Here is a 12,182-nt window from a genome sequence, read left to right as displayed (position 1 = left end):
CCGGACCGGTCTTAGCTACAGGTCCAGTTCTGACCGCCCGGAGAGGACCAGTTGGTCGGCGATGAACGCGGTCAGACGGTCGAGAGCCAACCGCAACTGAGCAGGCGTCACCGCGCTGCACGACAGCCGAAGGGCGTTGACCGGTGCATCCGTGTCGTAGAAGTGGCTCATCGGAGTCCACAGCACGCCGTAGTCCTGAGCGGATCGAGTGAGCAATGCATCGTCAACCGTGAAGGGCACGGACACGACGACGAAGAAGCCGCCCGACGGAACAGTCCAACTGATCTCGCCGTTCGGGAAGCGTTCGGCGAGACCGTCGGTCAGCGCACGCAGGTTGTCGGCGTAGATCTCGCGCTCGCGCTGGTTGGCGGTGTTGAGGCTGAAGTCGCAGTCGAGGAGCTTGCCGCCGATGACAGCCTGCGCGATCGGCGAGGTATTGACGGTCACCATGCTCTTCAGCTTCGAGAGCTGGTCGGCGAGCAGACCTCCATCGCCGACGGTCTGATCGGCGACGACGTAGCCGACCCGAGCTCCAGGCAAACCGGTCTTGGCGAAAGATCCGAGGTAGACGACGCGACGCGAGGTGTCGAGCGCCTTCAACGTCGGCAGCCGATCGATGCCGGCAGCGGGGAACAGGCCGTAGGGGTTGTCCTCGAGCAGCAGCAAATCCTCAGCGGCGGCAAGCGACAGCAAGCGATGCCGTGTGGCCAGATCCATGCTCAGACCGGAAGGATTCGCGAAATCAGGCATGACGTAGAACCCACGCGGACGCAGGCCGTCGGCCCGGGCAGCCTTCACCACGGCCGGCAGATCGTCGAGGTCAGGCACCGGCAGCACCGGCAGGTCGACCACGCGAGCAGCGCCCGTGATCCCGACGTACGCCGGGGAGATCGCCAGCAGCACGTCCGACGCATCGGCCCGGAGCGCGCGCAGCGTGAGCAGCATCGCCTCCTGGCAGCCGGCCGTGACGACGATCGCCTCGGGATCGACCTGGATGTCCTCGTCGACCGCGAGGTTGCGCGCGACCAGCTCGTGCACGATGCCCTTGGTCCGCCCGTACTGCAGGATCGTTCGCCGCACCGCTGCCTCGTCGAGACCTTCCGAGCGCAGATGCGCGGCGAACAGTCCCAAATACCGCGGTACGTCGTCGAGGTCGAAGAACTCCTCGGTCGGCCGGCCCGCGGCCAGCGAGATCGCGTCCGGGTAGTGATGCGAGATCTCGTTGAGGAAGTTCATCGAGTTCAGCGCGCGATCGGTCAGCGATCCGTGCAGTGCGGACAGGTCGAGGTCGGCCATCAGTTCCTTCCCGTCACCAGTTCGGCGACCGCGGCGAGGTCCGCGCATCCCGCCAGCAGCATCGCGTCGCGCAGTTCGCGGCCGAGCAGCGTGAGCGCCTCGTCCGGCGTACCGGCGGCGAGTGCCCACAGCAACGGACGCCCGACCAGTACGGCGGCCGCCCCGACCGCGAGCGCCTTCAGTACGTCGGTGCCGCCGCGAATCCCGCTGTCGAGCAGCACCGGGAAGTCCTTGCCGACCGCATCGATGACGGAGCCGAGGGCATCGATCGAGGCCGGTGCACCATCGAACTGACGGCCGCCGTGATTCGACACCACCACGCTGTCGGCGCCGGCGTCGACCGCGGCCAGCGCATCTCGGGGATCCAGAATGCCCTTCACCAGCAGGGGAATCTCGGTTACGGATCGCACCCACTCGAGGTCACGCCAGGAGAACGTGGGATCGAACGCGGTCGCCGTGTGCGCGGCCACCGCGGAGACGCCACCCTGCGCCATATGTGCCTCTGTGTATTTGTCGACAAGATTGGCCGCACTGACCTCCGCAGGCAGAGCGAAGGCGTTCCGTACGTCGCGCAACCGGCGTCCCATCACCGGAACATCGACCGTCACCATCAACGCCTCGCACCCCGCCGAGCTCGCCCGATCGATCAACCTCCGGACGGCGTCTCGGTCGCGCAACCAATACAGCTGGAACCACGACGGCGCGACCGCAGCGATCTTCTCCAACGGCACACTGCTCAACGTGCTGATGACGTAGGGAATCCCAGCGTTGGCAGCAGCGGCAGCCAGCAGGAGCTCACCCGACGGATGGAACAACCGCTGATACGCCATCGGCGCGACCGCGACCGGCAGCGCGGCCGGCGTACCGAGAATCGTGGTCGTCGTGTCAGGACACTCGACACCACCAAGCACCCGCGGGGTCACGGTGATCGCGTCCAGCGCGGACCGGTTGCGGCGCAGCGTGAGCTCCGCACCGCTGCCTCCGGCAACGAAGTCGTGGACGGCGGCAGGCAATCCGGCGAGCTGTTCGTAATCGGCCAACGCCTCAGCCATGGGCGAAGATTCGGCTCAGCCAGGCGGCGGCTTCGGCGGTGGCTCGCCGCCCGCCGTCGAGGATGCCCGCCATCGCGAAGAACCCGTGCACCATCCCGTCGTACCGGCTGAGCGTGGTCGGCACCCCTGCGGCATGCAGCTTCTCCGCGTAGAACTCACCTTCGTCCCGCAACGGGTCGTACTCCGCCGTGATCACCAGGGCCGGCGGAAGATCTTCGTGGGACGAGGCGAGCAAGGGCGAGGCGAGCGGATCGAGGCCGTCGGCAGGGTCGGTCAGATAGTGATCCCAGTACCAGCCGACCGACGTCTTGTTGAACAGGTACGGGTCGTTGCCGGTGACCATCGACGGCGTGTTCGCGCCGTACCGGGTGTTCGGGTAGACGAGCAGTTGCCCGGCCAGCACCGGACCCTTGTCCCGGGCAAGCAATGTCGTTGCCGCTGCCAAATTTCCGCCGGCGCTGTCGCCACCGACGACCAGCCTGGCCGGATCCACTTGAAGCTTCTCGGCATGAGCGGCGATCCACTGGGTGGCGTCATGACAGTCGTGCACGGCAGTCGGGAACGGATGCTCGGGCGCGAGCCGGTACCCGACAGTGATGACCTGACACGGTACGGCGTTCGCCAGCCGCCGCGTAATGCCGTCAGCCGTGTCGATGCTGCCGAGCGTCCAGCCACCGCCGAAGAAGTAGATCAGCGTCGGCAACTGCCCGGCCAGGTCCGGCCGATACAACCGGAGCGGCAGACCAGCATCCGTACAGAGGTCTTCGACGTAGTGGACCGGCTCGGCCTGACCGCCGGCGGCCTGGATCGACGCCAGGTCGGCGGCACGGGCCTCGGTCAGCGTTTGGGTGTAGAGCTGCGGTACGGCGCGGGCCTGGCGCTCGGCGCGCATCGCCTCCACCTGCGGGTCCAGCGGCATGAGCTCACCCCAATCGGATCGGCATGGATCGATGTCCACGCAACAGCAGGCTAGGACTGCGTTCGGGTTCCCCGGCGAGGCGCAGCGAGGGGAAGTGGCGGAACAGCTGCCCGAAGGCCGCGCGGCCTTCCATCCGGGCCAGCGCGGCTCCGACGCAGAAGAACGGACCGGCGCCGAAGGACAGATGCTGCAGATCGTCCCGGCCGGGATCGAAAACATCAGCGTCTGGATGCTTGGCCGGATCGCGGTTCGCGGCGCCCGGCAGGATCAGGACCAAGCTGCCCTCGGAGATCACCTGACCAGCCAACTCGATGTCGGTCGACGCCTTGCGGCTGATCAGCTGCACGGAGCTCTGATGCCGCAGGATCTCCTCGACGTAGCTCGCCGCGAGTTCGGGATCTTCGCGCAGGGCGTCAATCAGCGGAGGTTCCGCGAGCAGCAGCTCGAGGCCGTTGGTGAGCAGGTTCATCGTGGTGACGAAGCTGGCGTTCACCAGCACCAGCAGGTTGTCGATCAATTCCTGCTCGTCGATCCCCGACGTACCGGAGTCCAGCGCGTGCACGAGCGAGCCGACGAGATCGTCGCGCGGTCGTAGCCGGCGCTCGGAGATCATCCGGGCGTAGTAGTCGTTGAGTTCCTCGGCGGCCTGGTTCGCGGCCGCCAGCTTCTCCGGTTCCTTGCCGCCGAGATCGAGGTACTCGTCGATCCGCTGCGTGCGGTCCTTGAACCAGCCGAGATCCGAGCGCGGGATCCCGAGGAACGTACCGATCACCGTGATCGGCAGCCGGTAGGCGAAGTCGGTGAAGTCCACGACCTGCTGCTTGGCGCCGAGGCCGGCCAGCAGTTCGGCGACGATCGCGTCGACCACCGGCTCGAAACCGACCAGTCGACGCGGTGTCAGCACCGCCTGGAAGACCTTGCGCATCCGCAGGTGATCCGGCTCGTTGCGGAACATCATCGAGCCGCCGAGATGGCGCAGTACGGGGTCTTGCGGATCCGGATCCGCCGTCAGCAACCGGTGGAACCGGGTGTCCTTCAGCGCGTCCTGGGCAGCGTCGTACCCGTTGATGACAAAGGCGTACGGCGAGGTGCCGGGGCTGAGCCGGCAGACCGGGCCGATCCGATGCAGCTCCGCGAAGAGCGGCATCGGATCACGGCGGCCTTGTTCGGAGCCGAGGGCGGCGACGACATCAGCGGCGGACCGAGAGTCGTTTCTGCTCCGAGAAGGCATGGCTTACCGCACCAGCTTCAAAGGCACGGACGCGGCCATGGCCTGGTAGCCGGCGTCGTTCGGGTGGATGTGGTCACCGGAGTCGTAGAGCGCGTTCAGCTTGCTCGGCGCGGCCGGGTCGCGCAGCACCTTGTCGAAGTCGAGGACACCGTCGAACTCGCGGCTCGACCGCAGGTAGCTGTTCACCGCTTGCCGGGTCGACTCCTTGGCCGGCGTCCAGCTGTCGGTCCCGCCGATGCCTTCGAACGGCGTGATCGTGCTGACCAGGCTGCGCAGTCCACGTTCCTTGGCCTGCGCGTTGACCTGCCGCAGCGCGCCGATGATCTCGGCCGCGGAGTCGTCGGACATCCAGATGTCGTTGACGCCGAGCTCGGTGATGACAGTGCGTACGCCGGTCTGCGCGAACACGTCCTCGTTCAGCCGCGCCAGCGAGTTCACGCCGACCTCGTTGAAACCGGGAAACGCGCCGTTGTCGGACGGCTCGGTGCCGTCGTGGTTGAGCCGGCTGCCGGCGAGTCCGGCGTTCAGCACGCCGGGGAACGGGTCGCCGGTCGCGGCCAGCCGCTCGGCGAGCTGGTCCGGCCAGCGGTTGTTCGCGTTGAACGTGCTGGCGGTGCCGTCGGTGATCGAGTCGCCGAGCACGACGATCGAGCCCTTGGACTTCTCGGGCTGGACGTCGACACCGGACAGGAAGAAGAAGCAGCACCGCCGGGTCAGCGTGTACGCCGCTCCGCCGGACTGCGTGACCAGGTTCGACGGGCCGACGAAGTTCTCCTGCAGCGACGAGCCGTGGAAGGTCGTCGGGCCGGTGTTCTCCGGGAAGTAGAGGCTGACGACGAGGTCGTCCAGGTTGCCCAGCGGGAAGTTCAGCGGGTCGCTGAGCAGCTCGCTGCCCTTCACCATCGACGCTGTACCGGAGCCGTTGAAGGTCACCGTGCGCAGGGTGGCCGGGTCGATATCGGACTGCTCCGGCGTTGCCTTGTTGGGCTTGGCAACGGTCGCCGCACCGACGGTGACGGTCTTCTCGCCGTAGATGTTCGACAGCCGGATCCGGATCTTGTCACCGCCGACGCTCGGACGGACGACGAGCCGAACGCTCTGGTCGGTCAGGCCCAGATTCGTCGAACCGGTCGCGTTGCCGTGCGTGACGGCGGTGGCCCAGGTGCCGACCCAGGCATTGGCGTGGTGACCGCCACCGCCGTAACTCGCGCCGGCCAGGGTGGACCCGGCCAGAGTCAGTGCGGCAGTCAGTGCGACCGCGCGCCATTGCTTCGGAACATGCATGGACGGACCTCCCGGCGGAATGGAATCGCCTCGGAACGTATTACGCATTCTTCGAGTCGGTCAATGCATCGGCAAATGCTTGTTTCGATTGCTCCGGGTGGCGGTTAGCGGAGGTTTCGTACCCCCGGTTCGCAGGGGTATACCTTCGCCCGGAAGCTGTCGTGATCGGGTGGCTCCGGAGAGCGACGAAACCCTGTGTGTCACGGGGTTTTCGGCTCTGGTCAGGCGCTGGGGTGTCCAGTAGAGTCGCGGCCACGGCCGGGGGTGGCCGTTCGTGGCGAGGGGAAACTATTTAAATGCCGCCTGAATTCGTGCTGCCCGAAAGATCCGGTAATTACGTGCACCGGGTCCTGCAGTTGTTCGCGCAATTCGCCGACCGGCCGGCGCTGGTCCGCGGCACCCGGCAGGCGACGTACGGCGAGCTGAGCGCGGACGTGCTGCGGATCGCCGCGGCAGTGCGTGATGCCGGGATCGCCCCGGGCGGAAAGGTGCTGGTGATGGCGGCGAACTGCTTCGACGCCCCGGCGCTGCAACTCGCGCTGCACCTCCACGGCTGCCGCGTGTTGTGGTGCGCGCCGATCACGTCGCGTCGGGAGATCGACCGGTTCGCGGTGCTCGCGGACGCGGATGCCCTCGTGTACGACGAGGCCGCGGAGCTCGGGAGTGAACTCGCGACCGCGCTCGCGCCGATGCCGGCGTACGGGCTGAACGAGCTGGTCGGTCGTGTGCCGTCAACACCGTATGTCGTTGGAGAGGTTCCGGCCCCGGACTCGGTGCTGCAGACGAGCGGTACGACGGGGGATCCGAAGCTCGTCCATCACACGCAAACGTTCTACGAGCAGATCCTCGAGTTGGCGGCAGCCTTTGTGGCCAACGGGTTTCCGCTGCTGCGGCACTACTCGGGATCGCCGTTGTGGCTGGCGAGTGGCCAGATCACCAGCTTCTTCAACCTGTTCACCGGCGGGGTGTTGTTCCTGACCGACACCTGGTCGCCGGACGAGTTCTATCGGACCGTGTCGGCCGAGCGGATCACGTCGACGTACGTGACGCCGCCGATGCTGTACGAACTCCTCGATCATCCGGGTGGCGAGGACTTCGACTGCAGCAGTTTGTTCATGCTCAATATCGGTGCCGGTCCGGCGACTCCGGCGCGGTTGCGGCAGGGGATCGCGCGGTTCGGGCCGGTACTGCGGATCGTCTACGGGCTCAGTGAGGCCGTCGTGGTCACCGCGCAACCCGGGTTGACCGAGGACCCTGCGCATCCGGAGCGGCTCGCCTCCGCGGGGACGGCGTACGGCGATGTCGAGCTCGAGATCCGCGACGACGACGGGAACGTGCTGGGGCCGGGGCAGGACGGTGAGGTGTGGGTGCGGAGCCGGCTCACGTTCGCCGGGTACCTCGGCAAGCCGGAACTGACCGCGGAGACGCTGGTCGACGGCTGGCTGCGAACTCGCGACCTCGGTCACCTGGACGCGGACGGCAATCTGTTCCTGGTCGACCGGGTGCACGACATGATCGTCACCACCCGCCGCAACTGGGCGATCTTCTGCCGACCGATCGAGGACGTCCTCGGTAGTCATCCAGCTGTCCGTACGGCGGCGGTGATCGGCGTGCCGGATCCCGTGGTGGGGGAGGCCGTGCATGCCTTTGTGGTCACGCGATCAGCGGTCTCGGCTGACGAGCTGCAAGCTTGGGTCGCTCAGGAATTGAACGAGATGTGGGCTCCGGCCGCTGTCGACTTCGTGGCCGAGCTGCCGCTGACGAAGATCGCCAAGGTCGACAAGGTTGCCCTGCGCAAGCTCTACGCCGAACTGCATCCCTCATGACAGCCCGTCGTGGACTCGTGATCCTGTTCGTCGCGGACGTGTTGTCCGCGGTGGGCAGCCGCATCACGATGGTGGCGATTCCGTGGTTGGTGCTGGTGACCACCGGTAGTGCCGCGCGGATGGGGCTGGTGGCGGCGGTCGAGCTGGTGCCGTACATCGTGGTGAGCATCATGGCCGGACCGGTGATCGACCGGCTCGGCCCCCGTCGTACGGCGGTATTGGCGAACCTGACGAGTGCTCTCGCGGTGGCCGCCATCGCGGGCCTGGCGACGATCGGATTCGCCGTACTGCTGGTGCTGGTTGCGGTCGCGGGTGGTCTGCGGGGTGCTGCTGATCGGTCGAAGGATCTGCTGGTTCGGCCGATGGCCGAGGCGGCGAACGTGCAGCTGATCCGGATCACCTCGCTGCACGAAGCGTTCGCGCGTGGCGCGACTTTGCTGGGCGCACCGCTGGGTGGGCTGTTGATCTACTGGACGGACGCGGTGTCGGTGTTGTGGATCGACGCCGTCACGTTTCTCGTGTGTGGCTTGCTGATCGGCGGGTTCGTCCGGCCGCCGGAGGTGGTGTCGGCATCCCGCCCGGACAAGTACTTCCGCTCGTTGGCTGTCGGCTTCTCGTACGTCCGGCGTGATGCCTTGCTGGCGACGATGTTGATCACCACCTTCACCATGAACATCTTCGCCAGTGCGAGTACGGCGGTCTTCATCCCGGTCTGGGTCGCCGACGAACTCGGTTCCCCGGCCGGCCTCGGCCTGACGCTGGGCGCCTTCGCGGCCGGAGCGCTGCTCGGCAGCATCGGCTTCGCCGTCTGGGCAACGAAATTGCCGCGCTATCTGACCTTCGCGCTCGGTGCGTTCATCGGCGGTAGTCCGCGGCTTCTCGTGCTCGGGCTCAGTGACAGTCTGGAGTTGGTGGCGGCAGTGACGTTCTTGTCCGGCATCGGGATCGCCGCGATCAACCCGGTCTTCGGCGCGGTCCTCTACGAGCATGTCCCGAAGGATCTGCAGGCGCGGGTGATCGGGCTGGTCGCGGCCACGTCGTTCGCCGGGCTGCCGCTCGGCGCGCTGATCGCGGGGGAGCTGGTGAGCGGCTTCGGGCTGTTCCCGGCCTTGATCGGCTCCGGAATCGTCTGTCTGATCGTCAGCGTCTATCCCCTGGTACGGCGTGGGCCGGGCCGGATCCTCGACGCGCCGGCGCCCGTGGAGGCGGTATGAACGAGGTGACCGATCCGTACTGTCTTCAACCGGGTGAGAGCGAGGAACTGCTCGCCGGTCACCCTTGGCGGCGCTTCGTCGTACTGGGGGACAGCGTGGCCGAAGGGCTGTGCGAGCCGGTCGAGGGCTACAGCGATCTGCAGTGGGCGGACCGAATCGCGCACGAACTCGGCCCGATCGCCTATCTGAACCTGGGCGTGAGTGGGTTGCGGACCCGGGAGATTCTCGCGACCCAGCTGGTACCGGCGGTTGCCTTCGGCCCCGATCTGGCGCTGGTGGTTGGCGGCGGCAACGATGCGTTCCCGGCGACGTACGATCCGGATCGAGTGGATCGCGAACTGACCGAGATGATCACCACGCTGCAGGACGCCGGCGCAGTGGTCATGACGCTGGGGATGTTCGACGTTTCGTACAGCCCGGCGGTCGCGGAGTGGTTGCGTCCAGGGCTTCGGCAGCGGATGCGGATGCTGTCCGACCGGACCGCCGCCCTCGCGGAGAAGCTCGGCACCATCCACATCAATCTCACCGATCACCCGCTGTCGACCGATCCCGGGCTCTACAGCTCCGACGGCCGGCACGGCAATGCGCGCAGTGACGCTGTGGCTACCGCGGAAACTTTGCGGACGATGCATGGATACCTGAAGCGCCGGGTACCAGGCGCCTCATAACCGAGCGTTCGTTCGAAGCGGAGGAATCATGACTGTGCATCCGGTACCGGACAAGGACCCCGAGGAGTGGACCACCGGTGACGAGCCGATGACCGGTCCGCAGGCGTCGTACCTGTCGACACTCGCGCAGGAGGCGGGTGTCGACGTACCTGACGAGCTGACCAAGGCGGATGCGTCGCGGCTGATCGACGAGTTGCAGGAGCAGACCGGCCGGCAGCCCGGCAACCAGAGCTAGAGCTTGCGGAGGCGGACCCAGCGGACCGCGTGATCCTGACCCTTGCGCAGCACCAGGGTGGCGCGGGAGCGGGTCGGAAGGATGTTCTCGCGCAGGTTCGGGCCGTTGATGCCGTCCCAGAGGGATTCGGCCTTCTTCACGGCCTCCTCGCGGCTGAGCTCGCCGTACCGGACGAAGTAGGACTCCGGGTTGCGGAAGGCCGTCTCCCACAGCTTGAGGAAGCGGTGCACGTACCAGGAGCGGATGTCGGCGGCGGCAGCATCGACGTACACGGAGAAGTCGAAGAAGTCGCTGACCGCGAGGCCGCTCTTGCCATCGGCGTGCCGGGGCGCGGGCTGCAGCACGTTGAGGCCCTCGAGCAGCAGGATGTCGGGCTGCTCGACAGTGGTCCGTACGCCGGTCATCCGGTCGTAGTGCAGGTGTGAGTAGACCGGCGCCTCGACCGCGTCCATGCCCGACTTCACCTCGACCACGAAGCGCAGCAGCGACTTGCGGTCGTAGGACTCCGGGAATCCCTTGCGCAGCATCAGGCCGCGCTTCTCCAGCTCGGCGTTCGGCCAGAGGAAGCCGTCGGTCGTGACGAGCGCGACCCGCGGGTGCTCGGGCCAGCGCGCCAGCAGCTCGCGCAGCAACCGGGCTGTCGTGGACTTGCCGACGGCAACCGATCCGCCGATCCCGATCACGAACGGCGTCCGGGTCGCGGCCGGCTTGCCGAGGAAACTCTCGGTGTCCTCGTGCAGCGCCCGCGCGTGCCGGACGTAGAGCGACAGGATCCGGGACAGCGGCAGGTAGACCTCGCGGACCTCGTCGAGGTCGATCTCGTCGCCGAGGCCGCGCAGCCGCTCGATCTCTTCGGCCGTCAGCGGCGAGGTGGTGGTGTCCGCCAGTTCCGCCCAGGCGGCCCGATCCAGCTCGGTGTAGGGAGTCACCTCCCGCGACGGCTGCAGCATGGCCCCCATTCTTCCTATCCGCGGGGAGTGCACCACACCACACCGGCGTGGGCTTCGTCTCAACCCGGCATCGTTGGGTCCGAAAGTTTCGGGTCCGGGAGCGATAGGCTAAGCCCGTGACGGCGGACCGGGTGACGATCGCGGAGATCGCAGGCATGGCCGGAGTGTCGGTGCCGACGGTCTCGAAGGTGCTGAACGGGCGCTCCGACGTGGCCGAGGAGACCCGCGCCCGGGTGGAGCGGCTGATCCAGCAGCACGGCTACCGACGCCGCTCGGCCGGTCCGACGACCAGCCCGATGATCGACCTGGTGTTCAGCCAGTTCGGCGGCGAGTGGGCGATCGAGCTGATCGGTGGCGTCAAAGAGGTCTGTCGGGCCGAAGGCGTCGAACTGGTGCTGTCCGAGTGTGGCGGTGGCTGGCGACCGCGGCAGGAGTGGATCGAGTCGGTGCTCAACCGGCGGCCGCTCGGGGCCATCCTGGTGTTCTCGGACCTGGATGCGGATCAACGGGCGCAGTTGGAGGCGCGGCGGATTCCGTTTGTGGTCGTCGACCCGGTGGGCGACGTTGCGGCCGACGTACCGGCTATTGGTTCGGCGAACTGGAACGGCGGCCGGATGGCGACCCAGCACCTGACCGGCCTCGGCCACCGCCGGATCGCCGTGATCGGCGGACCGGTCGACGTCCTGTGCTCCCGGCAACGAGTCGACGGCTACACCGACGCCCTGCGATCGGCCGGGCTCACGGTCGATCCGGAGCTGATCCGAGTCGGCGACTTCGGAGTGGCCGGTGGTTATCGCGAAGCGCTCGCGCTGCTGCAGCTACCCGACCGACCCACCGCAATCTTCGCCGGCAGCGACATGGGTGCCCTGGGCGTCTACCAAGCGGCGCGCGAACTCGGCCTGGAAATCCCCCGCGACCTGTCCGTCGTCGGCTACGACGACCTCCCCGTCGCCCAATGGGTCGGCCCCACCCTCACCACCGTCCACCAACCCTTGCGCCGCATGGCCGAGCTAGCCACCCGACTCGTCCTCGACCTGGCCCGAGGCATCACCCCCGCTGCCCTCCGCCTAGACCTCGCCGTAGACATGCGAGTCCGCGCTTCCACCGCGCCGCCCCCGCTCACCAGCTAGGTCCTGGGGCGTTAGTGTGGCGGCATGATCGTCGGCGTGGGTATCGATGTGGTCGACGTGGAGCGGTTCATGAAGACGCTGGAGCGGACGCCGGGGTTGCGGGATCGGGTGTTCACGCCGTTGGAGGCGGTGAAGCCGCCGGCTTCGTTGGCGGCTCGGTTCGCGGCCAAGGAGGCGTTGGCGAAGGCGTTGGGGGCGCCGGCGGGGATGCATTGGCATGATGCCGAGGTGCAGACGGACGAGACCGGGCGGCCGTGGCTGGAGATCACTGGGACGGTGGCTGCGCAGGCGGGGCGGCTCGGGGTGCAGAGCATGCATCTGTCGCTGAGTCATGATGCCGGAATCGCGTCTGCCGTGGTTGTTCTGGAGGGCTGAGC

Annotated in this window: 12 protein-coding genes; 6 read left to right on the top strand and 6 right to left on the bottom strand. The window is 67.4% G+C overall.

The genetic code is table 11. The features are described 5' to 3' along the window. Nucleotides 1-15 precede the first annotated feature (15 nt). From ABZS29_RS04995 to ABZS29_RS04975, 5 genes are all read right to left on the bottom strand, one after another. Complete coding sequence (locus ABZS29_RS04995) at nucleotides 16-1,296, bottom strand: PLP-dependent aminotransferase family protein (protein ID WP_355458674.1); 1,281 nt, start codon at nucleotides 1,294-1,296, stop codon at nucleotides 16-18. After that, nucleotides 1,296-2,348, bottom strand: a complete 1,053-nt coding sequence (locus tag ABZS29_RS04990; RefSeq protein WP_355458673.1) for an alpha-hydroxy acid oxidase — start codon at nucleotides 2,346-2,348, stop codon at nucleotides 1,296-1,298. Before ABZS29_RS04990 ends, ABZS29_RS04995 begins: the two co-directional genes overlap by 1 nt. After that, nucleotides 2,341-3,267: an alpha/beta hydrolase gene (locus ABZS29_RS04985; RefSeq protein ID WP_355458671.1), complete on the bottom strand. Its 927-nt coding sequence runs from the start codon at nucleotides 3,265-3,267 to the stop codon at nucleotides 2,341-2,343. The genes ABZS29_RS04990 and ABZS29_RS04985 overlap by 8 nt, the downstream gene beginning before the upstream one ends. Before the next feature lie 4 nt (nucleotides 3,268-3,271). After that, on the bottom strand, nucleotides 3,272-4,414 hold the full coding sequence (locus tag ABZS29_RS04980) for a cytochrome P450 (RefSeq protein ID WP_355458669.1): 1,143 nt from the start codon (nucleotides 4,412-4,414) through the stop codon (nucleotides 3,272-3,274). 87 nt (nucleotides 4,415-4,501) lie between these two features. Next, entirely contained in the window at nucleotides 4,502-5,782 is a 1,281-nt protein-coding gene (locus ABZS29_RS04975; protein WP_355458667.1) for an SGNH/GDSL hydrolase family protein, read from the bottom strand. A 296-nt stretch (nucleotides 5,783-6,078) separates the two neighbouring features. Here ABZS29_RS04975 and ABZS29_RS04970 point away from each other — a divergent pair, with 296 nt between their 5' ends. The 4 genes from ABZS29_RS04970 to ABZS29_RS04955 are packed head-to-tail and all read left to right on the top strand — an operon-like array spanning nucleotide 6,079 to nucleotide 9,725. Then, nucleotides 6,079-7,608 (top strand): AMP-binding protein, encoded by a 1,530-nt coding sequence (locus ABZS29_RS04970; RefSeq protein WP_355458666.1) that lies wholly within the window; start codon nucleotides 6,079-6,081, stop codon nucleotides 7,606-7,608. Next, nucleotides 7,605-8,822 (top strand): MFS transporter, encoded by a 1,218-nt coding sequence (locus ABZS29_RS04965; RefSeq protein WP_355458664.1) that lies wholly within the window; start codon nucleotides 7,605-7,607, stop codon nucleotides 8,820-8,822. The genes ABZS29_RS04970 and ABZS29_RS04965 overlap by 4 nt, the downstream gene beginning before the upstream one ends. Beyond that, nucleotides 8,819-9,490, top strand: a complete 672-nt coding sequence (locus ABZS29_RS04960) for an SGNH/GDSL hydrolase family protein (protein ID WP_355458662.1) — start codon at nucleotides 8,819-8,821, stop codon at nucleotides 9,488-9,490. Before ABZS29_RS04965 ends, ABZS29_RS04960 begins: the two co-directional genes overlap by 4 nt. A 28-nt stretch (nucleotides 9,491-9,518) precedes the next feature. Then, nucleotides 9,519-9,725 (top strand): DUF3072 domain-containing protein, encoded by a 207-nt coding sequence (locus tag ABZS29_RS04955; RefSeq protein ID WP_355458661.1) that lies wholly within the window; start codon nucleotides 9,519-9,521, stop codon nucleotides 9,723-9,725. Here ABZS29_RS04955 and coaA read toward each other — a convergent pair. Further along, nucleotides 9,722-10,675, bottom strand: coding sequence for a type I pantothenate kinase (gene coaA / locus ABZS29_RS04950; RefSeq protein WP_355458659.1), 954 nt, complete (start codon nucleotides 10,673-10,675; stop codon nucleotides 9,722-9,724). The two genes, ABZS29_RS04955 and coaA, sit on opposite strands and share 4 nt — an antisense overlap. Nucleotides 10,676-10,791: 116 nt before the next feature. On the opposite strand from coaA, the gene ABZS29_RS04945 reads away from it, so the two are divergent. Together ABZS29_RS04945 and ABZS29_RS04940 are read left to right on the top strand one after the other, a co-directional pair. Continuing rightward, a complete protein-coding gene (locus ABZS29_RS04945) occupies nucleotides 10,792-11,805 on the top strand; it encodes a LacI family DNA-binding transcriptional regulator (protein WP_355458657.1) in 1,014 nt (337 codons plus the stop codon). A gap of 24 nt (nucleotides 11,806-11,829) precedes the next feature. Then, on the top strand, nucleotides 11,830-12,180 hold the full coding sequence (locus ABZS29_RS04940) for a holo-ACP synthase (protein ID WP_355458655.1): 351 nt from the start codon (nucleotides 11,830-11,832) through the stop codon (nucleotides 12,178-12,180). The last annotated feature ends 2 nt before the right edge of the window (nucleotides 12,181-12,182 follow it).

The sequence above is a fragment of the Kribbella sp. NPDC005582 genome (assembly GCF_040605415.1).
Lineage (GTDB): Bacteria > Actinomycetota > Actinomycetes > Propionibacteriales > Kribbellaceae > Kribbella.
The sequence above is the reverse complement of the archived record's forward strand: the minus strand, read 5'-3'. Positions and strand labels throughout refer to the sequence as shown.

Excerpts from the sequence above, each read along its gene's own strand:
- ABZS29_RS04990 (WP_355458673.1), bottom strand. The coding sequence starts at position 2,348 with ATGGCTGAGGCGTTGGCCGATTACGAACAGCTCGCCGGATTGCCTGCC.
- ABZS29_RS04970 (WP_355458666.1), top strand. The coding sequence starts at position 6,079 with ATGCCGCCTGAATTCGTGCTGCCCGAAAGATCCGGTAATTACGTGCAC.
- ABZS29_RS04955 (WP_355458661.1), top strand. The coding sequence starts at position 9,519 with ATGACTGTGCATCCGGTACCGGACAAGGACCCCGAGGAGTGGACCACC.
- ABZS29_RS04960 (WP_355458662.1), top strand. The coding sequence starts at position 8,819 with ATGAACGAGGTGACCGATCCGTACTGTCTTCAACCGGGTGAGAGCGAG.
- coaA (WP_355458659.1), bottom strand. The coding sequence starts at position 10,675 with ATGCTGCAGCCGTCGCGGGAGGTGACTCCCTACACCGAGCTGGATCGG.
- ABZS29_RS04940 (WP_355458655.1), top strand. The coding sequence starts at position 11,830 with ATGATCGTCGGCGTGGGTATCGATGTGGTCGACGTGGAGCGGTTCATG.
- ABZS29_RS04975 (WP_355458667.1), bottom strand. The coding sequence starts at position 5,782 with ATGCATGTTCCGAAGCAATGGCGCGCGGTCGCACTGACTGCCGCACTG.
- ABZS29_RS04980 (WP_355458669.1), bottom strand. The coding sequence starts at position 4,414 with ATGCCGCTCTTCGCGGAGCTGCATCGGATCGGCCCGGTCTGCCGGCTC.
- ABZS29_RS04995 (WP_355458674.1), bottom strand. The coding sequence starts at position 1,296 with ATGGCCGACCTCGACCTGTCCGCACTGCACGGATCGCTGACCGATCGC.
- ABZS29_RS04985 (WP_355458671.1), bottom strand. The coding sequence starts at position 3,267 with ATGCCGCTGGACCCGCAGGTGGAGGCGATGCGCGCCGAGCGCCAGGCC.
- ABZS29_RS04965 (WP_355458664.1), top strand. The coding sequence starts at position 7,605 with ATGACAGCCCGTCGTGGACTCGTGATCCTGTTCGTCGCGGACGTGTTG.